Origin of the sequence: Asticcacaulis sp. AC402 (genome assembly GCF_000495835.1) — a bacterium.
Classification (GTDB): domain Bacteria; phylum Pseudomonadota; class Alphaproteobacteria; order Caulobacterales; family Caulobacteraceae; genus Asticcacaulis.
In genome coordinates this window covers 233,916-259,212 of sequence record NZ_AWGC01000006.1, presented here as the reverse complement: position 1 = coordinate 259,212, position 25,297 = coordinate 233,916, and the positions used below count along the sequence as shown (strand labels likewise).

Genomic DNA, 25,297 nt, shown 5'->3' with positions numbered 1-25,297 from the left:
ATGGTCATCCCCAGCAGCATTTGCGGGAATATGTCGGATACGGGTTCAGGTCAAATCAATAAACGGCAAAAGGCGAGCAACTTGTGCGTCCGAATGTGACAAAGCGCACCAGTTAAGCGATTGTTTCCCTTGGCGTATAATCGGTTTCATGACTTGTTGAGGAAGGCCTGGAACGCCTTCATGGCTTCTGGACTGGTCAGTAGCTGGCGGAAGACCTGACCTTCGGCCTGGATCACCTGCCACAGGGCGTCGGGGTCGCGCAAAAAACCTTTGGTCTGCTGCACCGCCGCCGGCGAAAGCCGCAACAGCGACCGCGCCAGGTCCATGGCCGTTGCCTCAACGGCATCGGGCGCCACGACCCGGTTGGCCAAGCCCCAGTCGTGCGCCTGCGCAGCCGTCACTGGCTGGCCTTGTGACAACCACTCGAACGCCCGGGCATGACCAATGCGCTGCGGCAGGAGCAGGGTGGATCCCGCCTCCGGCACCAGGCCCAGTTGCAGAAAAGGCAGCCGCAGACGGGCATTATCGCCGGCCACCACCATGTCACAGTGCAGCAGGAGGGTCACACCGACCCCAACGGCCTGGCCCTGGACTCCGGCAATGAGCGGTTTGGAAAAATAGGTCAGCGCCTTGAGAAACTGGAAGACGGGTGCGGAGTCGATGGTCTCACTTTGCATCTCAGCCAGGCCCTGGGCGAAGTCGAGAATGTCATTGCCGGCGCAAAAATCGTCGCCCTCGCCCAGAATGACGGCCGCGCGTACGGCATCGTCACCACTCGCCGCCGTCAGGGCCCCGGTCAGGTCGGTGTACATGGCGCGCGTCAGAGCATTTTTCTTGGCCGGACGATTAAGCCTCAAGGTCAAAACCCCATCAGCCTGCGTTGTAACAATGTCCACTTCACGCCTCCGCTTTTTAGTTTACGTGAACGTTAACGTAAGTCGGAACGGAGTGCAACCGTGACCTGCCGGTGGGACTTGCCTTGCTATAGACATATCCTGTAGATAAGAGGCGGTATCCAACCGCGGTGAGAAGCGCGGCTGGACCTGTACAGGCAGCGGAGACCCTCGCCCATGAATCTTTCCAAGTTTACCGGCGCCCTGATGGCCGCGGGCCTGCTCCTGGCAGCCGGCTTTGGCGCCACGACGTCCTACGCTCAGACGCCCGACGATGAAGTAAAGCCGGCAGACCGCAAGGCGGCGGCGAAGGCCCAGGCCCCCAGTGCTATGGATGTGGCGCCTCAGATCGTGGCCAGCACCAAGGTGAACTGCGAACCGGTGAATGCCCGCGTGGTCGGCCCGACTGAGACCGACAAGGACGGCGCCAAGGTTAAGGCTACCATTTATGAACTGGCCTGCAAGGCCGGGCCGGGCTTTGTCGTGACAGCGATCACGCCGACGGAAACCAAGGAAGCCTTCAGCTGCAACTACCTGGTCAAGATCAAGGACATTCAGCCTGACTCAATTTCCTGCGCCCTGCCGGAAAATTTGCCCGTGCATAAGTGGATCTCCCCGATTGTTAAGACGTTCGTTCCGAGTTGCGAAGTTACCATGATACGCGTGATCGGATCGACCAAGGAACCTCCGTTGATCGACCGCTACGAATTCGGCTGCGCTGCGGGCGCAGGCGGTATCATCGACTATGCCCAGCTCGGCCAAACCGCCGGGACAGAGTACAAGAGTTGCCTGTTGCTCGACGGCACGCCCTCAGCGTGTACTTTCACGACCAAAGCGCAACTGATCGAATCGATGAAGCCGCTGGCTGCCAAGGCCAACCCCAACTGTCAGGTCACCGATGTCCGATTTGTTGGTGTCACCAAAGACAATAATGGCTATTATTATGAGTTTGGCTGCGCGACGCCGCCGGGCTTTATTGCCCTCGCCAATCTCGACACCAGCTACAACCGCATTGTTCCGTGCGCCTCGGCCATGAGCCTGGGCGGCTGCAAGTTCACCGACGCAGGTGTCGCGGCAGCCGATGCCAACGCCTACATGACTGGCGTCCTGAAGGCCGCAGGCCAGGCCTGCACCGTCAAGGACTACAACATCATCGGCACCCAGGAATCGACCAAGCGCGATTATGTCGAGTTTACCTGCCCCGAACAGCCCTTCGGTCTGATCGGCTTCGTGCCGCAACCGGGCAGCGACAGTCAAACACGCGTCTATGACTGCTTCCTTGACCAGGCCGCCCGCAAAATGTGCACCATTGTCACACCCGACAAACTGATGAAGCAATTGGATAAGCTGATCAAGGTCGCCAAGCCGGACAAGGCCTGCGATGTCAAGGAGGTGCGCTACATCGGTGAATCCAGCTCCACCGAGCAGGCTGTCCTGGCCGAGCTGGCGTGCGTCAACAAGCGCGGCTACATCGTCGTGGTCGCGCCAGACCGTCAGACCCTTCTCGAAGCGATCCCCTGCACCGTTGCCAAGGCTCAGAAGCTCGATTCGGTGTGCGAGATTCCCGGCAACGGCACCTACAGCTCGCTAGGAGACTAATACCAATCCTCGATGACATTGGCTCATCGAGGGTCGGCAAGCGCGCCAGTGTACGTTTCTGGGGCGCCCGAGCTTTTGAGAGGAGCCATGGGGGGCGCCTAGCCCGGCGTTTGAGCTGGAGAAAAGCGAATACCAAGCGTCATTCTTTATGAGGCTTGGTATAAGCCGGCCGACGACGATTGAAAAAAATAGCCCGTGAGGTTGAACCTCACGGGCTTTTTTTAACTCCCCCTCCTCAAGAGCGCAGGGCGTTACCGACTATAGCGTTTCCATAAACCGGCACGCTTCGCCCTGCGACGGGCAGACAATCTCGTCGTCGCGCATGACCACCTTGCCGCGAACAATCGTCGCCTTGGGCCAGCCCGTCACCTCCATCCCGTCGAACGGAGTCCAGCCACTGCGTGTGCGCATGTCGGCGTGTCGCAAAACGCGCCTGGCCTTCAGATCGACCAGGGTGATATCGCCGTCATAACCTTCTGCCATGCGGCCCTTGTTGGCGACGCCAAACACACGTTGGGCGCCGGCGGAGGTCAGGTCGACCAGGCGTTCCAGCGACAGTTTCCCTTGCGCGACGTGGTTCAGCATCACCGGCAGCAGGGTCTGTACACCGGGCATGCCCGAAGGCGATTGCGGATAGGGCTTGGCTTTTTCCTCCAAAGTATGGGGGGCGTGGTCCGACCCCACTACGTCGGCGACACCACTGGCAATACCGCGCCACAGGCCATCGACGTGATAGCGGTCGCGGATTGGCGGGTTCATCTGGGCCAGCCCCTTCAGCCGTTCATAGGCCTCCGGCGCTTCCAGCGTCAGGTGCTGCGGCGTGATCTCGACGGTAGCGATATCTTTGTGACCGGCGAGGAACTCGATCTCCTCGCGCGTCGTCACATGCAGGACGTGGATGCGCTTGCCAGCTTCTCGCGCCAGGCGGACAAGGCGATGGGTCGATTGCAGCGCCGACTGTGGGTCGCGGACAAAATCATGGCTGGTCCAGTCGCCTTCGCGCGCCAAAGACCGGCGCTCGGCCAGCCGGTACTCGTCTTCGGAATGGAATGTCGCGCGGCGACGTACGGCACCCAGAACGGCCGCAACGCCGGCGTCGTCGGCGATCAACAGGGTGCCCGTCGATGCGCCCATGAACACCTTGACACCACAACAGCCCGGCAGGCGTTCGAGGTCAGCCAGATGGCTGATGTTTTCGTGCGACCCGCCAACATAAAAAGCGTGATCGCAGTGCATTCGGTGATGGGCGCGCTTCAGCTTGTCGAAGACGGCGTCGTGCGTCGTCGTCGTCGGGTTGGTGTTCGGCATTTCGAATACCGCCACCACCCCGCCCATGACGGCGGCTTGAGATCCCGTCTCGAGGTCTTCCTTCCATTCCAGGCCGGGCTCGCGAAAGTGAACCTGGGTGTCGATCACGCCGGGCATGGCCAGCAGGCCGGTAGCGTCAAAGACATCAGCCGCGGAAGCGCGGCTCAGATCGCCGAACTCGGCGAAACGGCCATCGACAATGCCGATATCGCCCTTGCCCCTGCCGGCATGATTGATGATGTCGGCGTTGCGGATGATCAGGTCAAAGTTTTTCGGCATGTGCAGGCTCCCTCGCCGCTTCGGTTTTCGACGTCCTGGCCCGCCTGGTCACCGGCACATCTTCCATCACGGTATCGGAGACGCCCGGTTCCTTAATGGAATCGTTGTCATGGTCGGACCTGACGGGGGACATACCGGTCTGCGCCAGGGGTGTTGTCGGGACAGGTGTAACCGGATCGTCGTCGAGAACAACAGGTGCTTCGTCCTTGTCTTCAATGATGCCGGGTTCCGGTTTGGGCCGGGCTGTCAATGTGTCAACGGCGTCAAAGACGCTGTCGATCGTCAGATCCAGCATGTGGCAGGCCGATTGTTTCAGCTTTGGATCACCGGCACGAATCTCAGCCAGGCTGCGCGGACCGCGAATAGCATGCATGTTGGGACCCGGCGGCGCATCGGCTTCATCGGATGGACCGTAGAGCCCGAAGGTCGCGATACCCGCCGCCGCCGCCAGCCGCAGCCATATCTCGTCATTGCCAACAAAGGCAGCAGCCTTTTTCAGCACGGCACAGGTTGTCAGCAGATCGAGTTTTCCGGCCATTTCCATGACCTGAACGCGCGGCGTTGCCATCGAAAGCGCCACGGCGGTATCGCGGTCGGCCTCGGCGCCGACGATGAGCAGGTTGTGATTGGCGAAGGGACCGTCTTCACGCATCAATCGCGTCGCCAGCACAGCGAAACGCTCGGTGGGCCATCGCCGTCCCATCCAGGTTGCACCCGGCGCCATGACCAGGAAGGGGGCGGTCAGTCGACCGCTATCGAGCAAGGCTTGCGCCTTGCCGATGCGGGAGTCCGACACCGCCAGGCGCGGCACGACATCCACGTCCTGCAGCGCCAGGGCCTGGCAGATTTGACGCAGGGGGCCGGCGGCCTCGTTGGGATTGACGACGAAGCGGGTCTTGGAGCGGATCATCCGCGACACCATGCTCGGGCCGACATCAACCAGCAGCCCCCACGGTCGTCGGCTCAGCTCGGCCAGTGCGCCCAGGGATTTCAGTTTGAAGATGGCACCATCAAACGCCAGGAGTTCGTCGATGGCGGTTTCGTCCTGGAACAGCTCCGCGGACAGGGTCGTCGTGACCAGGGTAATCCGGGCGTGCGGGATCTCCTGCTTCAGGCGGGGAATTACGCCGCCCAGCGCGATCGCGCGCGCCGGTTCGCACAGCGCCAGCAGCAGAATCGGGAAGCTTGATTTCATGCTATCTACCTAGTCCGATTTACGCCTATATCAAGTCCGCGTCCCGCAATAGACGAACTGCTCATGACCTGCATCGCTCATCTCCCGCACCGCGCCCTGATCCGCATTACCGGTCCCGATTGGGCACCTTTCCTGAAAGGCCTATGCACGGCCCGTATCGACGACCTGATTCGTTCCGATGGCCAAACCTCGGTTGATAAGGCCGTATACGGGGCTTTTTTGCGGCCACAGGGCAAGATGTACGCCGACTGCCTGTTGCTGACGCGCTCTGCTGACGAGATCTGGCTGGATGTTCCTGACTCTGCGCGCGAGGAATTGCTGGCGAAACTGAACATGTACAGGTTGCGCGCCAAGGTCAGGATCGAAGCTCTGGACCAGCCTGTATTCGTGGCCTTCGATGGTCCCTCGCCGGACGGTTTCGTCGCCGACCCGCGAAGCGACATTATCGGGACCGCTGTTGCGTGGGCCTGCGGGGCCAACATTGCCGACGCTGAGGCTTCCGACTGGGCCGCCTTTCGCTACCGCCATGGTCTGGCCGAGGCCGGCTATGATTTCGAAAAAGATGAGTTGTATGCCATCGATGCCAATCTCGATCTTTTGAACGGAATCGACTTCAAGAAGGGCTGCTATGTCGGTCAGGAACTGACCTCGCGGATGAAACGGCGCGGACAGATCAAGAACCGCATATTGCCGTTCCGCTTTGGACATCACCCGCCCGACCGTGACGCCGAAATTCTCAATGATGGCAAACGCGCCGGCAATGTCCTCGCCTGTGGCCTAGGCTGGGGTTTGGCGCTCATGCGCCTGGATCGAATGGAAGGTGCGTTGTTGTGTAGCCAGTGCCCCATCGACCTCGTCATTCCCGCCTGGGTCGCCCCTCACCTCTCCGGCGAGGCCGCATGACCGGACTGATCCGCTGCCGCTGGCCGAAGGACGACGTGCTTTACTGCGCCTATCACGACGAAGAATGGGGCGTGCCTGAGTTCGACTCGCGTGCCCTTTGGGAAAAGTTGGTGCTGGACGGCTTCCAGGCGGGGCTGTCGTGGATCACCATCCTGCGCAAGCGCGACGCCCTGCGTGCGGCCTTTGCCGGCTTCGATCCCGACAGGGTCGCGCGATTCGACGACAACGATATCGAACGGCTGATGAATGACGCTGGCATTATCCGTTCGCGCGCCAAGATCCTGGCGACCATTGACAGTGCCCGCATCACGCTCGACCTGCGCGAAAAAGGCACCGACTTCAGGGACCTGATCTGGGCCATCCAGGATCACAGGCCGCGGATCAACCATTTCGAACATGGTCAGATCCCGGCGCAGACCGACACGTCGCGCGAGTTGGCCAAGCTGCTGAAATCACATGGCTACAAGTTTTGCGGCCCGGTCATTGTCTATGCCTTTATGCAGGCCGTCGGCATGGTCAACGACCACACGGTGACCTGTTTCCGGCATGCAGATGTAAGCAAGATAATGAACGGACTTTAACCCTTTTCTTTTGCCGAAATTTGACGGTCGTCAGCTACCTTCCGTCGCGTCACAGCCAGGAGGCGCTTTAATGCGACTGATGTTCGAACCGCTGCGTAAGTATTTCGATTTCCAGGGCCGCGCCCGGCGTGCCGAATACTGGCAGTTCTGGCTGGCCAATTTCATCCTGTTCTTCGTGCTCGACATCATGAGTATGGCCGCCAGTGGCGGCGGCAAGAGCATGATTGGCATACTCAAGATCCTGCTGGTGCTGGGGCTGGCCATTCCCAACCTGGCGGTCGCCGTCCGGCGCCTGCATGATACCAACCGGACCGGCTGGTGGATCATATTGCCGACTGCGACGCTGCTTATCACCCTGATGATGTTCATCGGTGTCCAGGGCGCGGCCTATATCCAGATGCTCGAGGGCGTCTCCCAGTCCTCCGATTACGAATGGCGCAGCCAATTGGCGGAGGCCGGAGCCTTCCTTGGTACCCTTTTCCTCTGGGTCATCCTGCCGACCTGTGTGGCTTCGCTGGTCATCTTCATCTTCCACGTACTTCCCGGTACGGAGGGTCCCAACCGTTTTGGTGACGATCCGAAAGGCGGCGCAGCGGATATCGCCCGCGTTTTCGATGCCCCCGAGGAAACCGATGCCCGGGCGGCCCATGCCGAACCGCACAAGCCGGTTTTCGACTTCGGCCCGGCACGCGGCGTACCATCGGTGCGGGAGGCGGCACCTTCCCCCGCATCACAGCCGCGCTATCCACCTGCCCCGACGGGCAACCCGCTGGCGCCCGGCGCCATTCGCCCGACCTTCGGCAAAAGGCGGTAGCCGCGATTCAGCAAATCAGGTAGAGGCGGTTCATGGCGGATTTTTCCCATGAACAGCAGTTTGCCGGCCTGGTCTGCGGCGTCGATGAGGCTGGCCGCGGCCCCTGCGCCGGACCGCTCTGCGTCGCTGCCGTCATTTTGGACCCTTCCCGCACGCCCGATGGCATCGACGATTCCAAGGCCTTGACGGAGGCGCGCCGTTTCCAGCTGGAGCCCCTGATCAAGGACGCCGCTATAGCCTGGTCCGTCATTACCATGTCAACGGACGACATCGACAGCATGAACATCCTGGCCGCCACCATGGAGGGCATGAGCCGTGCCGTCCTGGCGCTTGATCCCTGCGCTAACCACGCCCTGATTGACGGTAATCGCTGTCCCAAGCAACTGACTGTTCCGGCAACCGCCGTGGTCGGTGGCGATGCCCTGTCGCTGTCGATTGCCGCGGCCTCGATCCTGGCCAAGACGGCACGCGACCGCATCATGATCGAACTGGACGCCGTTTATCCGCAGTATGGCTTCAAGCGTCATAAGGGCTATCAGGCCCAAACCCATCTCGAAGCGTTGCGGGTCCATGGCCCCTCACCAGTCCACCGCAAATCGTGGGCGACCTTGCGGCAATTGTCGCTGCCGCTGGATGTTGCGGAATAGGTCATGGGCAACTTCATCCGCATTACGCCGTTCATTCACGTGCCGGATCTGGAGCAAGCGGTCGCCTTCTTCGTCGATATCCTGGGGTTTCAGCGCTATCCTCTGCCCCATACCGACTATGCCTATGTCTGGCGCGAGACCGCCGGCGTCCGTCTGTTGCAGAACAAGGGCGATGACGGCGCGCCTCCGGGCAATCGCCGCTTCGCCTACTATATCGATGTCGAGGACGTCGATGCCTTGCACGCCGAACTGAAACCCAAGCTGGACACCCTACCGCAAGGCGATGTCTTCGGCCCAAAGGACCAGCCCTACGGCCAGCGCGAACTGATGATCCTGGCGCCTGATGGCAATTTGATCGTTTTCGGACAGTCAACCGGTTAAATTTGAGCTCCTACTTCTTTTCGCGTCTTCGCGTCTTCGCGTGAGCCTTTTTCCCCGGCTGAGGTATCCCCAATTACTTAAGAAATTTCACGCGAAGACGCAAAGACGCGAAGATCGGAGCGCACGGCGGAGACTTCAGTGTGGCCATTCCTCAGTGAGAACTTCAGGCTTGCCGTCCTTGACACGGATTTCCAGCGAAGGCTTGGCCGGCTTGCCGTCGGCGAACAGCTCGTAGATCACGCTGCCGTCGCTTTCCTTACTCTCGATCACCCGCACCGGCGTCACGGTCTTCGCGGACGCCTTCGCCGCCGCGCGCACATCGGCCGGCGCATCCGCCCAGGCAATATCGCGCTGGATCTCGACGACCTTGAATGCCGCGCCGTCCTGTAGCAGATCGAGTTCGACGTCCGAACCATCCGGCCGCTTGCCTTCGACATCATAGTAGACCCGGCCATCGCGCTCCTTGCGCTTGGCCGCGGAAATCGTCATGCCGGGAATGGCCTTCAGCACCGTCGCCGTGACCCCGGGCGGCAGGTCAGCAGCCGTCATGTCGGTGATGATATCGCCGGCCGGGGCTGACATTTCCGCCACCTCGCTGGCCGAAGCCACCTCCGCCGGCTTTTCATTCGTACATCCGGCCAGTACCAACCCAGCACCGGCCGCGATACACCACATCTTCGTCTTCATATCGCTTCTCCCAGGATGGGGCACAATTCCACGCCCGAGAACGGTCTGCAATACGGAAATGAGAACAAATCGAATCCAAAAGTGAGTCCGAAAAGACTCAGCCACAAGAATTTTTCGCTACCTGATTCCCCTGGAGTCAAGCCTTAAGGTATTTTTAACGCAAAAGGATTCTTGTCTTTGAATCAAGACCTTACCTCCCGTTCGGCAAAAGGCCGACGGATTTGCCGAAAGTGATCCCATGCCGAAGCTCAAAACTGTCCCGGTTGCCCCTGCAAAGTCCCTGGCCGCCCCGCTCAAGCTCGACACCATCCACATCGGCGAATGCATCGAGGTTCTGAAATCCCTCCCCGCCGCCAGCGTCGACCTGGTCTTCGCCGACCCGCCCTATAACCTCCAGCTCGGCGGCGACCTCCTGCGTCCAGACAATTCCAAAGTCGACGCCGTCGACGATGAGTGGGATCAGTTCGCCAGCTTTGAAGTCTATGACAAGTTCACGCGCGAATGGATGCGCGAATGCCGCCGCGTTTTAAAGGACGACGGCGCCATGTGGGTTATCGGCTCGTATCACAACATCTTCCGCCTCGGCGTCGCCATGCAGGACCTGGGCTTCTGGGTCATGAACGACGTCATCTGGCGCAAGGCCAACCCCATGCCCAACTTCAAAGGCACGCGCTTCACCAACGCCCACGAAACCCTGATCTGGGCGACCAAGGCCAAGGGTCAAAAGCGCTATACCTTCAATTACGACGCCTTGAAGGCCTTTAATGAAGACACGCAGATGCGCTCTGACTGGCTCATCTCGCTGTGCACCGGCGAAGAGCGCCTGAAGGACGAGAACGGCAACAAGGCCCATCCAACCCAGAAACCGGAATCCCTGCTGTACCGTGTCCTGCTGGCCTGCTCAAAGCCCGGCCAAGTGGTGCTCGACCCCTTCTTCGGTACCGGCACCACGGGTGCTGCCGCCAAGCGACTGGGCCGTCACTTCATCGGCATCGAGCGCGACGAGACCTATGCCCGCCATGCCCGCGAGCGTATCGCCAAGGTCATCCCGACCACGGCCGAAAACCTCAATGTCGTGGGTTCCAAAAAGTCGGAGCCGCGCATTCCTTTCGGCGCCCTGGTCGAGGCCGGACTGCTGCAACCGGGCGACATGCTTTATACCCCCAAGGGTGACAAGACCGCCAAGATCCGCGCTGACGGTTCGCTGGTCTACGGCGACCTCAGCGGTTCCATTCACAAGATGGGCGCCATGATGGAGCAGTCGCCAGCCTGCAATGGCTGGACCTACTGGCGGTTCAAGACCGACGCCGGCCTCAAGCCGATCGACGATCTGCGCGCACGAATCCGCGGGGATATGAACTAACGCGCCATCATTTCTGCAGGCATTTCACGTCCGCCGTGACGCAATCCGTCGCATATGGCACGCTCCTCGCATTGGTATAACTGGCAATGCCGATATCAAAGCCATTGACGATCTTGACCGTCAGCCTCTGGCCGGGCGCAAACCTGTAGACCTTGACCGTCTCCGCCCCGATCTTTGCCAGCAGGGGATCGGTGTCGACCGGCCATTTGCCGGTCCTGGCAGTGACGATGAGGGTATGGGTCGTCGTCTGCTTGCCATCGGAATAAAGGGTGAATTCACTCTTTTCGACGGAAACCGCGCCGACCTCGGGCAACTTGTCAACCGCGTCGGCAACGCGCTGTTCAGGGGCGAACATCCCTTCGGCCTGTGGCCACCACGTCTTTAGCATCGACGGCCCTGCGATCGCCAGGCCGAGCGACGCCAGCACCAGCAAAGAAGCAACACCGGCATGGACAGCTCCTTTCGGCGCTGGGACCTCGCGGGTTTCGACGTAGACGACGACTGAGCCGGACAAGAGATCGTGGACGAGACGCCGCGCCGGCCATCCGAACAAGATCAGGTAGACCTGCGCCAGACCGATACCGAGGACCGCCGTGATGGCAACGACACTCAGCACTTGCACCACGACCGGGTCGGTTAAATCAAAATTCCAGCCATTGAGCATGGCTGGCCCCACCAGGAAGAGGGCGCGCCAGAAGGCAACGAACAGATTGAGCGGCTTGCCGTTCAGCCCCACAACCTTGATGCCCAACAGCCGCTTGCCAACGGTCTGGCCGCCACCAAAGCCGCTGCCTAAAATGCCGTGATAGAGGATGCCGATGACCAGTCCGATGTATCGGCCGTCCGCTCCCAATGGCGAGACATAGTCCATCGCCGCCCAGCCTATGACGTAGCCCAGGACGCCGAGCAGAACTGAATCAATGAACCACGCGCCGACGCGCGGCCAAAATCCGGCAAACGTTTTTGGTTTGTCTGTCATCATCATCGCCCCCAAGCCAGAGCGCAATGTACCTTACTTTGAACGCTTGGCAAGTTGGCCGCCTGCCGGGCGTTAAGCTGCGTAGAATTGGCTTAACGAACCAGCGCGTTCAGTTTGGCCTTTTTCATGAGCGCCCTCCTCACCGGTTAGCGTGCTTAGTCGCAGCGGCCACCGGCAACGGTCGCCTGCCGCACCAAGCCTTGAGCACTTGCGTCTTCGTTTCGCCTCGAACATTGCGTCCGGTAAACACATGGCGCAACCCTTGCGCCGAAGACGTCAATGACCTTGCGGATGCGGGCTCGCGCGACTCTCCGCTAGTCAATGGGCGGTCACTGAGATCGAAGTCGTCGATCGAAATAACGATACCCCGGGGATGCGATCGCAACTGCGACCGGAGCGATAACCAAAACGGCAAGGCCAGTGAGAACAGCAGGTTGATGAGCAACTGTCGATTCCCAGGATGCTACTCAGCGCGCAGCTACCGATGTCCGGCCCTCAGATCCTTCCAGCCTGAACCAGCAGGTGACCGTCAACAGACGCCCGACTGCACTCTCACCTCGGCGCGTTTGCGTACCCACCACCCATTTGCTGACGCTTTTCACGGCAACGCGGACGAAATTCTGGTCGACCATGTCGTTGTCCTCCGCCGCGCAATCGCTCAAACGGCCGGAGGGGGAAATGACGCACGTGACCTCGAACGATTTGCCCTGGTCTGCCAAGTCGAGATCATCGCCGGACGGCTGATAGTGCGCTGGTTCAGGCTGGTAGATGATCTCCAAATCGTCGATCCCGACCAGGCTTTGCGCCATAACTATGGCCGGACAGGTCAAGGCCAAGGCGGACAGGGCGCCAACACTTGCTGAAAAAAGTGCTTTGAATTTCAATTGCATCATAGCCACTCTCGCGAGTCACACTGAGTTACAAGACGGATACCTTCCATTTTTTGACTAATGCGTCAAATTATAATTGACGTACCTGTCAATTATCTTGTGCTGGCGACGGCGACCACATCTGCTGTCTCGTTGCCGTCACTGCGATTGAACCGGACAGTGACGATGAGCGGACGGCCGGCCGTCGACTGACCCCCGACGGTTTGCGGCGCCACAATCCATTGGCTGACATTGGCCAATGCGATGTCGATGAATTTCTCATCATAGAGTTCGTTCTCGCCGGCTTCGCAGGCCGAAAGTCTTCCATTTGCCGCGATCGTACAGGCAATATCGAAAGACTTGCCATCGTCTTCCAGGTCAAAGGTCGTACCTTCCGGCTGATAGCCGCTGGGTGCCGGCTGATGGAGGATGCGGATATCACCAAAGTATGCCGGCTCGGTCGCAACCGCGGAACCGGCCAGACCCGCTGCGGCAATTGCCGCCGTCGCCATCCACACGCGCTTCATAATCCATCTCCTGAATACTACATCGAAAATAGCGATCTCAGGCCCTTAAACCGATGCGACTTAGGCAGGGGTATGATCAAGACTTAGTAAGGACTTCAGCGCTTTGGTAAACACCGTCGGCAGGGCCTTCACGTGCTCTAACGGCAAGGCCTGCCAACCATTGTGGTGACGCAAGAAGTCGGCAAAAGCGCTGCTCCCGACCCGCGCGATCCAGACCTGCTGGGTCAATGCAAAATGCGTAAACACATGTTCATAGCGCCCGGCATCGGAATAGCCTAAGTCAAACATCGGTTTTACATCGTCGATCTGCCACGGCTCTGCGCGCCATTGCGTATGCGGCAGTCCCAGCATACCGCCCAGCAGGCCCTTAGCTTCACGCCGCTCGACAATCACCGAGACACCATCGGTAACGACGAACACAACACCGTAGCGGCGCGGCTTGGTGACCTTGGCGGCCTTTACCGGATAGCTTTCCGCCTTGCCGTCACGAAAAGCGTCGCAGGCCGCATTCAGGGGACACAACAGGCACAGAGGTGATTTCGGGCGGCAAATCTGGTTCGCCAGGTCCATCAGCGCCTGGGGCCAGTCGCCGGCTCGCTCATCCCTTACCCATCTTACTGCGGCTTCACGAACGAAAGTGCGGCCCGCAGGCAGGGGTGTTGGGATGGCGTAAAGCCGGGCCATGATCCGCTCGATATTGCCGTCGACGACATTGGCCGGCCGGTCGAAAGCGATCGCTGCCACAGCCGCGGCCGTATAGGGCCCGAATCCTGGCAGTTTGAGCAATTCCGCCTCGCTGTCCGGGAATCGCCCGGCGTGGTCACGCTCGACCGTGCGCGCACATTCGAGTAGCCGCCGCGCCCGGGCATAGTAACCAAGCCCGGCCCATTGTGCCATGACCTCGCCGTCCGCCGCCGCCGCCAAATCCGCGACCGTCGGCCACAGCTCCAGGAACCGGGCATAATAGGGCGCAGCATGGGCGGTGGTGGTCTGCTGTAACATTACCTCTGACAGCCACACCCGGTACGGATCCCGCCCACCGTGTCGCCACGGCAGGTCGCGGCCATGGTTGTCGTACCAGGCCAGGAGCTCGGCCCGTAAACGCGAGACAAGGGCCGCATCCTTCTCTATAATTGCCATCTATGAAACGCTCTCTGCCGTCGATCGAAGACTCCCTGCGAATCCTGCGCACCAACCGTACCCGGCGTGCGCCCAAGGCGCCACCGCCGGTACAGAAGCAGGTTCAGCCCATCCTGAAAAGCCTTGAAGCGCGCTTCAAGGGCCTGGATGACCCGGCCCACAAGCTGCAACGGCGGTGGCAGGAAATCGTTGGCGATAAGCTGGCCCGGCTGTGCGAACCGGTCCGCGTCATCAAGGGGCGCCCTGGAAGCGCTGCTGGAAGCCCCCCCGGAAGCCCCCATGGCGGCGCGCTCGAAATCCGCGTCCAGGGCGCCTATGCCCCCTTGATCCAGCATCAGTCGGGTGCCCTGATCGACCGCATCAACCTGTTCCTCGGCGGGAAGTCGGTCGAGCGCCTGCGCATTATTCAAGGACCGCTGGCGACCAAACCACGTACGCCTCCGCCGCCGAAACCCCAACCCCTGACGGCCGCTGAAGACCTCGCCCTGCAGCAGGAACTGGGCGACGTCAGCGACGAAAAAGTCAGGACGGCGCTGCTAAAGTTGGGCCGCTCGGTGCTGCGCAAGCAAAAGCTGACGCGGTCCTGACGGGCGTGCCATAAATTGAGCGTAATCCGTCGCTTTAAAATGCTGTTGACAAAGGGAGCGGCGCACTGTTCTCACAACATAAAGTCGCGGCCGGTCCGCATTCTCAAAACGGGGCTTCCTTATGCACATGTATTTCACCCCCAGCCGCCGCCTGACGGCGATTGCCCTTCTCGCCGGCACGGCTCTGGCCATCGCCGGTTGCAGCAAGACGCCCGACGCGGTTACGGCCGACGACATGAGCAAGGGCGGCGATAATGCCAAGGTAACTTTGATCGAATATGCCTCTGTGACCTGCGTCCACTGCGCTGATTTCAACGAAAAGGTTTTGCCCCAGCTTGAAGAGAAGTACATCAAGACCGGCAAGATCAAATACGTCTATCGCGAATTTCTGACCCCGCCGAACGACGTCTCAGCCGCCGGAACGCTGTTGGCCCGTTGCGCCGGCAAGGACAAGTATTTCGAGGTCATCGACGCGGTCATGCGGTCTCAGAAGGAAATGTTTGCCGATGGCACCGCCGCTAATGCCAAACCCGTCCTGCTGAACATTGCAAAACAGGTCGGTCTTTCGGAAGCGCAGTTCAATGCCTGTATCACCGATCAGAAAGGTCAGGAGCGCCTGCGCAACAACATCGACAAATACATGAAGGAAAGCAACATCGAGTCGACGCCCACTTTCTTCATCAACGGCAAGAAGTTCGAAGGCAAGACCGTCGCCGATTTCGAAAAGGCTTTTGCTGATTTGGGCGTGAAGTAAACGGTGATGGCAGGCCTGTATCTGAAACACGCGTTGGCGGCCGTCATGCTGGGCATAGCCGCCCTGGCTTTGCCCGCAGCAGCTGCGACGCCGGCCAGGCCGAAACCGGTCCAGGCACATGTCATTCCTGCCGCCAAGCCGAACCTTCTGCCCGACATGTCGCTGGGCGACCCCAAGGCACCGATTACCCTTGTCGAATATGCCTCCGCGTCTTGCCCGCACTGCGCCCACTGGAACGAGGAAGTGTGGCCGGAATTCGAAACCAAGTATGTCAAGACTGGCAAGGTCCGCTACATCTTCCGCGAAGTGCTGACCAGCCCGCAGGAATACGCCATGACAGCCTTCATGATCGGTCGATGCGCTGTCGCCCGTAGTCCGGATCCCACCAGTTCGGCACCCTATTTCGCCGTACTGGACAGCTTTTTTTCCGGACAGTCGACCTACTTCAAAACCAATCTGCTCAGCCATGTCATGGCCGAGGTCACGGCCAAAACAGGCATGACCCAGGCTGACATGCAGGCGTGCATCGCCGACGAAAAGGGGTTTTCGGCCTTTTTCGCCAATATGAATGCCCACACGGAAGCTGATGGCGTCGCATCGACTCCGACCTTCTTCGTCAACGGCCGGCGTATCGATGGTCACGAGATGCACGATCTCGACGCTGCCATTGCTGCAGCGAAGTAGGTTTGCTTTCTGCGGGGCCCAGCCTAGTATAGCCGTAAAGAATCGGTAAACTTCCCGCCTTGGGGGTACCATTTCCGCTTTTTTTGGGCCCCGTCCTTGCAGTTTCAAAAGATTAAGCTTTCCGGGTTCAAGTCCTTCGTCGATGCAACCGAGTTTCGCATCGACCCCGGCTTGACGGGCATTGTCGGCCCCAACGGCTGCGGCAAGTCCAACCTGTTGGAAGCCCTGAGATGGGTGATGGGCGCGACCTCGGCCAAGGCGATGCGCGGCGCCGGCATGGACGACGTAATCTTTGCCGGTTCGGACAAGCGGACGTCGCGCAACTGGGCCGAAGTCACCCTGACCATCGACAATTCCGACCGCCTGGCGCCGCAGCCCTTCACCGATCAGCCCATCCTGGAGGTCGCCCGCCGCATCGACCGTGGCGCCGGTTCGTCCTACCGAATCAACGGCAAGGAGGTCCGCGCCCGCGACGTCCAGCTTTTGTTTGCCGATGCTTCGACCGGCGCCAACTCGCCTGCCCTCGTCCGGCAGGGCCAGATTTCGGAACTGATCGCAGCCAAACCGCAGAACCGTCGCCGCGTCCTGGAAGAGGCCGGCGGGGTCTCCGGACTGCACAGTCGCCGCCACGAGGCCGAACTACGACTAACGGCCGCCGAATCCAATCTGTCGCGCCTGGACGACATTGCCCGGGAACTGGATAGCGCTTTGTCGCGCTTGAAGCGCGAAGCCCGTCAGGCCGAAAAGTACAAAAAGATTTCGGCCGAGATCCGCGCCCTGCAAAAGGCCATCCTGCATGCTAAATGGCTGGAGGTCCGAAGCCTTCTGGAAGGCGCAGTCAGCGACATGCAGACCCAGTCCCAGCGGGTCGAGGACTCCGGCCGCGCGGCCACCATCGCCCAAACCACGGCGCTGGACGCCAACGAGGCCATCGCGCCGCTGCGCGAAGAAGAGGCCATCGCCGCCACGGTCAATCACCGTCTGACGGTCGAGAAGGAACGGCTCGACCTCGAAGAAAAACAAGCCGCCGCCGAAATCGAACGGCTCAAAAACGAACTGGGCCGGTTGCGAAGTGACTTCCAGCGCGAACTGGACCTGTCGTCAGACGGTTCGATCCAGTTGGAACGCCTGCAATCCTCCCTCGCCCGCGTCCAGGCCGAGATCGCCGAGGCGCCGTCGCGCGAACCGGAGCTGCGCGCCGCTGTCGATGCCGCCGAAGCCGAACGCCGCCAGGGCGACGCCGCCATCGAAGCCGTGGCCGCCGAGCAGGCCGCTCAGGTCGAGCGGCAGCGGCTGGAATCGGCCCGCCTGACCGAAGCCAAGGCCCGCTTCGACCGCATCGCCGCCCAGCTCCAGACCGCACACAACGAACGCAATGCGCTCGGCACCTTCGACTACACCGCCGTCGACCGATTGAAGGCCGAGGCCGCCCAGGGCCAGACCGAGCTCGATGCCGCCCGCAAAAACGCCGAAGAGCTGGAAGCCGGCCGGGTCGGCCTGGTCAATGCCGAGGCCCAGGCACGCAAAACCTTGCGCGAACTGGAAGACCAACTGGGCCGGATGACTTCCGAAGCCCGCGGCCTGTCGCAGATACTGCAGGGGGGGCAAAAGGCCAATAAGCCCGTGCTCGACGAGGTACGTCCCGACAAGGGTTACGAACTGGCCCTGGCTGCGGCGCTTGGCGACGACCTCAATCTCACCCTGTCTAAGAAGAGCGGAGACGCCCTCGCCTTCTGGAGCGAGGATTTCGAAAGCCGCGCCGCCCACATAGACCTGAAGTCGCTTGGCGTGGCGCCCCTGCGCGACCACGTCCGCGCCCCCGCAGCCCTGGCTCTGCGCCTGTCGACCGTCGGGGTCATCACGGCGGCCGATGCTGAACGCCTGCACGGCCAGCTTCCCGTCGGCGCCCGCCTGGTGTCGAAAGAGGGCGACCTGTGGCGCTGGGACGGGCTGATCGTCCGCGCCAAGGCCCCCAAGCCCGCCGCCGTACGCCTGGCCCAACGCAGCCGTCTCGATGAGCTCGAAGCCGAGATCGCCATGCTCAAGCCGCGCTTCGCCGAGGCCCAAGCCACACAGACGACGGCCGCCGAGGCCCAGCGTAAACACGAGGACATCCTGCGCCAGGCGCGTAACCGCCTGCCCGACCTGGAACGGCTCGTCCGCTCCAAACAGATGGCGCTGGAAGAGCGCCTGCGCGCCCAAACCCATTACGATGCCCGTCTCGAAGGTCTGGAGGCATCGCTGGCCCGCCTGTCCGGCGACCATGGCGAGATGGAGAACCTCTACCGGCTCGCTGTCGCCTCGCAATCGGAGGCCCTCGACACAGGCCGGATGAAATCCACATTGGACGCCGCCCGCCAGATCGCCGAAGGCAAGCGCCAGTCGGTGATGCGCGCCCGCGCCGAACTTGACCAGGAGATGAGCAACCGCGCCGCCCGCGAAAGCCGCGAACGCACCCTGACCCGCGAACTGGGTGACTGGACCCGCCGGACTCAGGATTCGGGCACACGCCTGATAAAGCTGGAAAAGGACCAGGAAGCCACGCGCGCTAATCTCGAAAAGGCCCAGGCGGCGCCGCAGCAGTTCGAATCACGCCGCATCGCCCTGGTCGATCAACTCGACATGGCCCAGAAGCGTCTTTCCGCTGCCCGCGACGCCCTCAATGCCGGCGAAACTGCCCGCCGCGACGCCGACATCAACCTGCGCACCCTCGAGCAGGAAGCCTCCTCCGCCCGCGAAGAACGCGCCGGCGCTCAGGCTCGCCTCGAAGGCATCCAGGGCAAGGCTGCCGACCTCGAGGCGGTGATTCTCGATCAGACCGGCGGCACGCCCGACGACCTTGGTCGTAAACTCAAGGAAGAAGCCATCGCCACCCCGGCCGATGCTTCAGGTGCCGAATCACTACTGTCGGGCCTGGAGCGTGAACGCGACGGCCTTGGCGCCGTCAACCTGCGCGCCGAGGAAGAGGCCGCCGAATACGAAAGCCGGTTGGACACCCTGGGCCGCGAACGGGCCGACCTGATCACCGCCATCGCCAAGTTGCGCGACGGCATCGACGAACTGAACGCCGAAGGCCGCGAACGCCTGCTGGCGGCGTTTGAAATCATCAACGCGCACTTCAAGACCCTGTTTGTCAGCCTGTTCGGCGGCGGTTCGGCCGAACTGCGCCTCGTCGAATCGGAAGATCCCCTCGAAGCCGGGCTGGAAATCTTCGCCTGCCCGCCAGGTAAGCGCCTCAGCACCATGAGCCTGATGTCGGGCGGCGAACAGGCCTTGACCGCCACCGCCCTGATCTTCGGCGTCTTTCTGGCCAATCCGGCGCCGGTTTGCGTGCTCGACGAAGTCGATGCCCCGCTCGACGACGCCAATGTCGACCGCTATTGCCGCCTGCTGGCCGAGATGCGCACCCGCACGCGGACGCGCTTCATTGCCATAACGCACAATCCGGTCACCATGTCGCGCATGGATCGGCTCTTCGGCGTTACCATGGCTGAACGCGGCGTGTCGCAGTTGGTCAGCGTCGATCTGTCGCAGGCCGAAGCCTTGGTGACGGAAGAGGTCGCTTAGTTTTATGTTTTGGGCGCAAATTTGTGCATGTGCGAAGCCGAATAAGCGAAATTTGCCTGCAAAACTGAGAGAAATCGTAACAGATTCCTCGTCTTCAAGCCGGGTTGCACCACAAAAATAGTGGCATTGGCGATTTGTCGCCCCCCGTGCTTGACCTTTGTGAGGGCTTTCAGTAGGTTCCGCCGCGTTCAAGCCGGGGGTGGTTTTTTCGACTGCCTCTGCCTGTGTGGTGCTGACCGTGACAGATGAACCTCCCAATGGGTCCTCGCCGGATGACGAGCTGAAGGACCTTGATGACCGCCTCAAGGCGGCCGAAGCGCGTCAGCGCAAGACGGTCGACCACGGTGCGGAAGTCGGCGCCAACCAGGGCTACCTGGCGCTTGGCGAACTCATGGGCGGCATCGGTGGCGGTCTGGGACTGGGCTGGCTGGTCGATACCTACCTTTTGGGCAGTACGCCCTGGGGCATGATCGCCGGCGCAATATTGGGCATGGTCGTCGCGGTCTATCTGATCGTGAAACGCGGCCAGGCTGAATCCTGAGGCGCCTGCCTCATCCGTGACATTCCACCGGTTCGCGCCGGTACAAAAAGAGGTTGAGGGCTTTATGGCCGATCCGTTGCACCAGTTCCAGATCCAGAAGGTCGCCGAGCTTCCGTCCTTCACGGTTGGCGGTGTCGTGGTCGATATGTCGATCACCAACTCGGTCCTGGCCATGATGATCGCCGTCTCAGTGACCTTGCTGTTCTTCACCCTGACCACAGCCCGCGCCAGCATCATTCCCGGCCGCGGCCAGGTCATGGCCGAAGGCTTGTTTACGCTGATCAACGACATGACCGAATCGATCATCGGCCACGACGGCAAGAAATTCATGCCGTACGTTTTCACGCTGTTTCTGTTCATCCTGAGCTGCAACCTGCTGGGCATGTTCACCTACTTTACCGCCACCTCCCAGGTGGCGGTGACGGTGACCCTGGCGGCAATGACGATCCTGGTCGTCATCGGCGTCGGGGTGCTCAGCCACGGCCTCGGCTTCTTCAAGATGTTCGTACCGTCGGGCGTGCCCTGGTACATTCTGATCATTCTGGTGCCGATCGAAGTCATCGCCTTTGTGATGCGGCCTGTGACACTGACCTTGCGTCTTTTTGGCAATATGCTCGGCGGTCACATCGTTTTGAAGGTGTTTGCCGGCTTTATCGTCACCACGGCCGCCATGGGTATCGGCGGCTGGGCGATTGGCCTTGCATCGCTCAGCACTATGGTCGCGCTGACGACCCTCGAATTCCTGGTCGCCTACCTGCAAGCCCTCGTGTTTGCCGTTTTGACCTGTGTCTATCTCGGTGACGTGGTCAACATCGGCCACCACTAATCCTTTAATCCTACCGCTACGGAGCTACCCCAATGGACGTTCAATCCGCTACCCTCTTTGCCGCCGGCCTCAAGTACATCGGCGCCGGCCTGGCATCCTTCGGCCTGATCGGTGCCGGTATCGGCCTCGGCATCCTGTTCGGCAACTACTATGCCGGCGCCCTGCGCAATCCGTCGGCCGCCAAGGCCCAGCAGACCAACCTGTTCATCGGCATGGCTTTGACCGAAGCCCTGGGTATCTTCGCCTTCGTTATCGCGCTGCTGATCCTGTTCGGCAACTAAGCCCATCCCGTTGTAAGCCCGCGCCGTTAACAGGACGCGGGCCTTCAAGGACCTGTCATGACTGCAGTCCCCACTTCCGCTGCCCCGAACACTGAGGGTGACGTCGCCACCTCTGCACCGGATACTGCTCCGGCGACCACAACCGTGGTTTCCCTTGTGCCGGGCCATGGTGACGACACCCACGCAGCAGGTGGTCAAACCGGCGCCCACGGTGCCGGTGACCACACGACTGGTACCGTAGGGACAACCGAGCATGCTAAAGACCACGGAAGCGGCGGTCTGCCGCAGCTTCAGACGGAGCACTGGGCCGGTCAGATCGTCTGGCTGCTGATCATCTTCACCGTATTCTACACGCTGATGGCGACCGTGTTCACGCCGCGTCTGCGCAAGGTGATTTCGAACCGTGGTTCGACCATCGCCGAAGACCTGGCCAATGCCCGCGCCAATCGCGACGAAGCCGAGGCCCAGGCCAAGGACGCCGCCGCAGAGACCGCCGCAGCCCATACCGCCTCGCGCAAGCTGGCCGCGGAGGCCCTGGCGCGTTCCAATGCTGAGATCGCGGCCCAGACCGCGGCCGAGGATACCAAGCTGAATGCCCGTCTGTCGGAAGCGGAAGCCCGCATCCGCGCCGCGCGCGACACTGCCATGGCCCACGTAACGGAGATCGCCGGTGAAACCGCCCAGGTCCTGGTCGAAAAACTGACCGGCAAGCCGGCGACGGCGGCCGCCCTCAAATCGGCCTTCGGAAAGGTATCGTAATGTTCAACCTCGCTGAAACCGAAACCTGGGTCCGTATCGCCCTCGTTATCTTCTTCCTGATCCTGATCGTGGCCAAGGTGCCCGGCAAGGTCTGGGGTGCGCTGGGTGACACCGGCAAGGCCGTCCGTGCCGAACTGGACGAGGCCGTGCGCATCCGTCAGGAGGCCACCGACCTGCTCAACACGATCAAGGCCCAGCGCGTCGCCGCCGAGCAAAAGGCGCGCGAACTGATCGCCCTGGCTGAAGAAGAAGCGGCGCGCCTGGCCAAGGAAGCCCGCGAGAAGCTGGCGGATTCGATCCAGCGCCGCGAGGCATTGGCCGAACGAAAGATCACTCAGGCGGAAGCCAAGGCGACGGCCGACGTCAAGGCGGCGGCTGTCGATCTGGCAGCACAACTGGCGCAGACCATCCTGGCCGACCGCACAGCAAAGATGGCCAGCGACGCCTCCGTGGATACGGCCATTGGCCAGATCCAGGGACGTTTGAACTAGGGGATATATAACCTTTCAGTTATAAAGGCCCGGAGCTCGCTCCGGGCCTTTTCTTGTTTTCGGCGCCCGGTCATGCCCCATAGCGGTGATGATCCAGACAATCATTCCCATAAGCAGCAGGTAGGCAATTTCGACGAACGACGGCAGCAACGTAATCCAACTCGTAGTCTGCGTCTTTTGGGCGCCAATATAGGTATTGGTGGCCTCGTAGAGACCTCCGTAAACAGCCCACCCCAGTGCGCCATAGCCCATGACGGTCAGAAGCAAAGACTTGGCTTTGGTCCGGCCTTTCAAAGTCACAGCGATAATCACTGAAGCGATCCCGGCAATCACAACCATCATGGTAGACACTTTCGCCACAAGGGTCATGTCCAGAAACACTTCCCATGGCGACGCTGACGCCAGTGTTTCGGCAATCACAGCTAAGTCTATAGTCGTCACCATCACTCTCCCCGACTGTTACCGTCAGGCTATCACGCTTTCGGAGAAAAACAAAAAGCCCCGCCAGACGGACCGGCTGGGCTTTTCAAATCCTATGGTCCGGCAATCAGGCCGCGGCGGGTTGCCAACGGCGGCGGCTGAAACGCATGCCCAGGATGGCCTTGAACTCCTGCCGGATGCGATTCATGAAACGCAAACGGCGCCCCAGGATGTGACGCTCCATACGCAGTGTGCTCAGCCACATCAGGGCGACGACCTTGGCACCAGGTCGCAGCATGGCGCGTACGGGACCAACCAATTTCGGAAAGCGGCGGCTGAGGCGCACGAACCGACGTTTCACCCATACCGAACTGCGCAAAAGCAGGATCAGGCCGAACATGAAAAAGGGAACGCCCATGGGCCCCGGCAGGGGCGCAATCGCAATGCCGAACAACATCAGCAGGATGCCGGCAATGCTCGTCAGGATTTTCAACAACGCAGAAAACGGTTTCACGTGACAGACCTTAAACTTGCACGCCGGATATAGGGATCACCCCCGCAGTGCACAAGACGGAAAACCCTCCATTTTGCTAAATGCGCGCAAGACTCGCTTTTAGACAAAACGGAGGGCCGAAATAAGGCTTACCAAAAAGACATGAATATCGACTGAACGCCGGATTAGCTGAAGATCAGGCGAGGTTGTCTGGCGGCGCGGGTCTCATCCAGTCTTTTCGCAGGCGCGAGGTACGGCGCCCCCTTAAAGCGCGCGACGTCGCCGTTTCGCGCCGCACCGGCCAGAGCTCTCAGGACCGCAATAAACCGGTCCATTTCGGCGCGTGATTCCGTTTCGGTAGGCTCGATCAACATGGCGCCGTGCACGACCAGGGGGAAGTACATGGTCATCGGGTGGAAGCCTTCGTCGATCATCGCCTTGGCGAAGTCAAGCGTAGTGACGCCGGTACCTTCCAGCCAGGAATCATCGAACAGGGCTTCGTGCATGCACGGCCCGTCCGGGAAGGGCACGCTCATCAGATCCGACAGCGACGCCTTGATATAGTTAGCGTTCAGCACGGCATCCTCGGCAACCTTTTTGAGGCCGTCGGCACCATGGCTTAGCATGTAGGTCAGGGCGCGGATATACATGCCCATTTGGCCATGAAACGCGCACATACGACCGAAGTTCGCCGCGCTATCCGCTTCGCCATGCTCCTCGATGACAAAGCCATCACCCGCCGACACCACCCACGGACGCGGCGCGAAGGGGGCCAGGGCAGCCGACAACACCACCGGACCGGCGCCGGGGCCGCCACCGCCGTGAGGCGTCGAAAAGGTCTTATGGAGATTGATGTGCATGGCGTCGACGCCGAGATCGCCCGGACGGACCCGGCCAACAATGGCGTTGAAGTTTGCGCCGTCACAGTAAAAGTAAGCGCCGGCCTCATGGGTCAGGCGCGAGATTTCGAGAATATCGCGTTCGAACAGGCCGCAGGTATTGGGGTTGGTCACCATAATGGCGGCGACGTCTGACCCGAGTTTCGATGCCAGGTCAGCGACATCTACGCGACCATCGGCGGTCTGGGCGACTTCCTTGACCGTATAGCCAACGAAAGCGGCGGTGGCCGGGTTGGTGCCGTGGGCGGAGGTCGGGACCAGCACCGTGCGCCGATGGCCCTGCCCCCTGGCCTCGTGGGCGGCCTTGATCGTCAGCAAGCCGCACAGTTCGCCATGGGCGCCCGCCTTGGGCGACAGGGCAACCGCCGGCATGCCGGTCAGGGTCTTCAACCAGTGCGCCAGGCTGTCCATCAGGGCCAAGGCGCCCTGGACGGTCGATACCGGCTGCAGCGGGTGGATGTCGCCGAGACCGGCAATTCGCGCCATCTTCTCGTTGAGACGCGGATTGTGCTTCATGGTGCACGAGCCCAGCGGATAGAGGGCCAAGTCGATGGCGTGGTTCTTCTGCGACAGGCGGACATAGTGCCGAACGCACTCCGGTTCGGTAAGGCCCGGAAGATTCAGATCGTCGCCGCGGACCAGACCGTCCAGGTCGGACGTGTCTATGGCGATATCGGCGAAATCGACGCCGGTGCGGTGATAGTCATCCCACTCGAAGATCAGCTTTTCGGACTGGAGCAACCCACGGCCGCCCAGCAGGGTGTGAAACGAGGTAGCTTCGACATCGAAATCGGGAGCACTGGGTCGGCCAACTGTGTTCATCTTCATAT

General features: G+C 61.0%; 27 protein-coding genes. 16 read left to right on the top strand and 11 right to left on the bottom strand.

Annotated features, from left to right (window positions below; all coding sequences use genetic code 11):
* Positions 1-146 precede the first annotated feature (146 nt).
* Positions 147-896, bottom strand: a complete 750-nt coding sequence (locus ABAC402_RS24765) for an enoyl-CoA hydratase (protein ID WP_023448356.1) — start codon at positions 894-896, stop codon at positions 147-149.
* Between the two features lie 174 nt (positions 897-1,070).
* On the opposite strand from ABAC402_RS24765, the gene ABAC402_RS24760 reads away from it, so the two are divergent.
* Positions 1,071-2,492, top strand: coding sequence for a hypothetical protein (locus tag ABAC402_RS24760; RefSeq protein ID WP_023448355.1), 1,422 nt, complete (start codon positions 1,071-1,073; stop codon positions 2,490-2,492).
* A 258-nt stretch (positions 2,493-2,750) separates the two neighbouring features.
* Here the strand turns inward: ABAC402_RS24760 and ABAC402_RS24755 are convergent, their stop codons facing one another.
* Both ABAC402_RS24755 and ABAC402_RS24750 read right to left on the bottom strand, forming a co-directional pair.
* Positions 2,751-4,079 carry a dihydroorotase gene (locus tag ABAC402_RS24755; RefSeq protein ID WP_023448354.1) on the bottom strand — a complete coding sequence of 443 codons (1,329 nt, stop codon included), beginning with the start codon at positions 4,077-4,079 and terminating at the stop codon, positions 2,751-2,753.
* On the bottom strand, positions 4,063-5,274 hold the full coding sequence (locus ABAC402_RS24750) for a glycosyltransferase family 9 protein (RefSeq protein WP_023448353.1): 1,212 nt from the start codon (positions 5,272-5,274) through the stop codon (positions 4,063-4,065). The genes ABAC402_RS24755 and ABAC402_RS24750 overlap by 17 nt, the downstream gene beginning before the upstream one ends.
* A gap of 63 nt (positions 5,275-5,337) precedes the next feature.
* On the opposite strand from ABAC402_RS24750, the gene ABAC402_RS24745 reads away from it, so the two are divergent.
* From ABAC402_RS24745 to ABAC402_RS24725, 5 genes are all read left to right on the top strand, one after another.
* Complete coding sequence (locus ABAC402_RS24745) at positions 5,338-6,177, top strand: folate-binding protein YgfZ (RefSeq protein WP_023448352.1); 840 nt, start codon at positions 5,338-5,340, stop codon at positions 6,175-6,177.
* Positions 6,174-6,758, top strand: coding sequence for a DNA-3-methyladenine glycosylase I (locus tag ABAC402_RS24740; RefSeq protein ID WP_023448351.1), 585 nt, complete (start codon positions 6,174-6,176; stop codon positions 6,756-6,758). The genes ABAC402_RS24745 and ABAC402_RS24740 overlap by 4 nt, the downstream gene beginning before the upstream one ends.
* Positions 6,759-6,828: 70 nt before the next feature.
* Positions 6,829-7,572: a DUF805 domain-containing protein gene (locus tag ABAC402_RS24735; protein ID WP_023448350.1), complete on the top strand. Its 744-nt coding sequence runs from the start codon at positions 6,829-6,831 to the stop codon at positions 7,570-7,572.
* Between the two features lie 32 nt (positions 7,573-7,604).
* Positions 7,605-8,219 (top strand): ribonuclease HII, encoded by a 615-nt coding sequence (locus ABAC402_RS24730; RefSeq protein ID WP_023448349.1) that lies wholly within the window; start codon positions 7,605-7,607, stop codon positions 8,217-8,219.
* 3 nt (positions 8,220-8,222) lie between these two features.
* Positions 8,223-8,600, top strand: a complete 378-nt coding sequence (locus ABAC402_RS24725; RefSeq protein ID WP_023448348.1) for a VOC family protein — start codon at positions 8,223-8,225, stop codon at positions 8,598-8,600.
* A 135-nt stretch (positions 8,601-8,735) separates the two neighbouring features.
* Here the strand turns inward: ABAC402_RS24725 and ABAC402_RS24720 are convergent, their stop codons facing one another.
* Positions 8,736-9,287 (bottom strand): hypothetical protein, encoded by a 552-nt coding sequence (locus tag ABAC402_RS24720; RefSeq protein WP_023448347.1) that lies wholly within the window; start codon positions 9,285-9,287, stop codon positions 8,736-8,738.
* A 238-nt stretch (positions 9,288-9,525) separates the two neighbouring features.
* Between ABAC402_RS24720 and ABAC402_RS24715 the strand changes: the two genes are divergently transcribed.
* Positions 9,526-10,650 carry a site-specific DNA-methyltransferase gene (locus tag ABAC402_RS24715; RefSeq protein ID WP_023448346.1) on the top strand — a complete coding sequence of 375 codons (1,125 nt, stop codon included), beginning with the start codon at positions 9,526-9,528 and terminating at the stop codon, positions 10,648-10,650.
* A 7-nt stretch (positions 10,651-10,657) separates the two neighbouring features.
* On the opposite strand, the gene ABAC402_RS39120 is transcribed toward ABAC402_RS24715, so the two are convergent.
* From ABAC402_RS39120 to ABAC402_RS24700, 4 genes are all read right to left on the bottom strand, one after another.
* Positions 10,658-11,629, bottom strand: coding sequence for an RDD family protein (locus ABAC402_RS39120; RefSeq protein WP_162148502.1), 972 nt, complete (start codon positions 11,627-11,629; stop codon positions 10,658-10,660).
* A 467-nt stretch (positions 11,630-12,096) separates the two neighbouring features.
* Positions 12,097-12,438: a hypothetical protein gene (locus ABAC402_RS24710; RefSeq protein WP_155847304.1), complete on the bottom strand. Its 342-nt coding sequence runs from the start codon at positions 12,436-12,438 to the stop codon at positions 12,097-12,099.
* A 173-nt stretch (positions 12,439-12,611) separates the two neighbouring features.
* A complete protein-coding gene (locus ABAC402_RS24705) occupies positions 12,612-13,025 on the bottom strand; it encodes a hypothetical protein (protein WP_023448343.1) in 414 nt (137 codons plus the stop codon).
* 60 nt (positions 13,026-13,085) lie between these two features.
* Positions 13,086-14,165 (bottom strand): A/G-specific adenine glycosylase, encoded by a 1,080-nt coding sequence (locus tag ABAC402_RS24700; RefSeq protein ID WP_023448342.1) that lies wholly within the window; start codon positions 14,163-14,165, stop codon positions 13,086-13,088.
* A 2-nt stretch (positions 14,166-14,167) separates the two neighbouring features.
* On the opposite strand from ABAC402_RS24700, the gene ABAC402_RS24695 reads away from it, so the two are divergent.
* The 9 genes from ABAC402_RS24695 to ABAC402_RS24660 all read left to right on the top strand — a co-directional run bounded on the left by ABAC402_RS24695 (position 14,168) and on the right by ABAC402_RS24660 (position 22,655).
* Positions 14,168-14,752 carry a DUF721 domain-containing protein gene (locus ABAC402_RS24695; protein WP_023448341.1) on the top strand — a complete coding sequence of 195 codons (585 nt, stop codon included), beginning with the start codon at positions 14,168-14,170 and terminating at the stop codon, positions 14,750-14,752.
* A gap of 121 nt (positions 14,753-14,873) precedes the next feature.
* Positions 14,874-15,506 carry a DsbA family protein gene (locus tag ABAC402_RS24690; RefSeq protein WP_031235195.1) on the top strand — a complete coding sequence of 211 codons (633 nt, stop codon included), beginning with the start codon at positions 14,874-14,876 and terminating at the stop codon, positions 15,504-15,506.
* A gap of 6 nt (positions 15,507-15,512) precedes the next feature.
* Entirely contained in the window at positions 15,513-16,190 is a 678-nt protein-coding gene (locus tag ABAC402_RS0119770; RefSeq protein ID WP_023448339.1) for a DsbA family protein, read from the top strand.
* Between the two features lie 96 nt (positions 16,191-16,286).
* Positions 16,287-19,757: a chromosome segregation protein SMC gene (smc, locus tag ABAC402_RS24685; protein WP_023448338.1), complete on the top strand. Its 3,471-nt coding sequence runs from the start codon at positions 16,287-16,289 to the stop codon at positions 19,755-19,757.
* A 238-nt stretch (positions 19,758-19,995) separates the two neighbouring features.
* Positions 19,996-20,298 (top strand): AtpZ/AtpI family protein, encoded by a 303-nt coding sequence (locus ABAC402_RS24680; RefSeq protein ID WP_235079907.1) that lies wholly within the window; start codon positions 19,996-19,998, stop codon positions 20,296-20,298.
* Positions 20,299-20,362: 64 nt separating this feature from the next.
* Positions 20,363-21,124, top strand: coding sequence for a F0F1 ATP synthase subunit A (locus ABAC402_RS24675; protein WP_023448336.1), 762 nt, complete (start codon positions 20,363-20,365; stop codon positions 21,122-21,124).
* A 32-nt stretch (positions 21,125-21,156) separates the two neighbouring features.
* On the top strand, positions 21,157-21,405 hold the full coding sequence (locus tag ABAC402_RS24670; RefSeq protein WP_023448335.1) for a F0F1 ATP synthase subunit C: 249 nt from the start codon (positions 21,157-21,159) through the stop codon (positions 21,403-21,405).
* Between the two features lie 57 nt (positions 21,406-21,462).
* Positions 21,463-22,164 carry an ATP synthase F0 subunit B' gene (locus tag ABAC402_RS24665; RefSeq protein ID WP_031235191.1) on the top strand — a complete coding sequence of 234 codons (702 nt, stop codon included), beginning with the start codon at positions 21,463-21,465 and terminating at the stop codon, positions 22,162-22,164.
* Positions 22,164-22,655 (top strand): ATP synthase subunit B, encoded by a 492-nt coding sequence (locus ABAC402_RS24660; RefSeq protein ID WP_023448333.1) that lies wholly within the window; start codon positions 22,164-22,166, stop codon positions 22,653-22,655. Before ABAC402_RS24665 ends, ABAC402_RS24660 begins: the two co-directional genes overlap by 1 nt.
* A gap of 15 nt (positions 22,656-22,670) precedes the next feature.
* Here ABAC402_RS24660 and ABAC402_RS24655 read toward each other — a convergent pair whose 3' ends face one another.
* From ABAC402_RS24655 to gcvPB, 3 genes are all read right to left on the bottom strand, one after another.
* Entirely contained in the window at positions 22,671-23,099 is a 429-nt protein-coding gene (locus ABAC402_RS24655) for a hypothetical protein (protein WP_023448332.1), read from the bottom strand.
* Positions 23,100-23,202: 103 nt separating this feature from the next.
* Positions 23,203-23,589 carry a hypothetical protein gene (locus tag ABAC402_RS24650; RefSeq protein ID WP_023448331.1) on the bottom strand — a complete coding sequence of 129 codons (387 nt, stop codon included), beginning with the start codon at positions 23,587-23,589 and terminating at the stop codon, positions 23,203-23,205.
* Between the two features lie 164 nt (positions 23,590-23,753).
* A complete protein-coding gene (gene gcvPB / locus ABAC402_RS24645) occupies positions 23,754-25,295 on the bottom strand; it encodes an aminomethyl-transferring glycine dehydrogenase subunit GcvPB (protein WP_031235190.1) in 1,542 nt (513 codons plus the stop codon).
* Between the last annotated feature and the right edge of the window lie 2 nt (positions 25,296-25,297).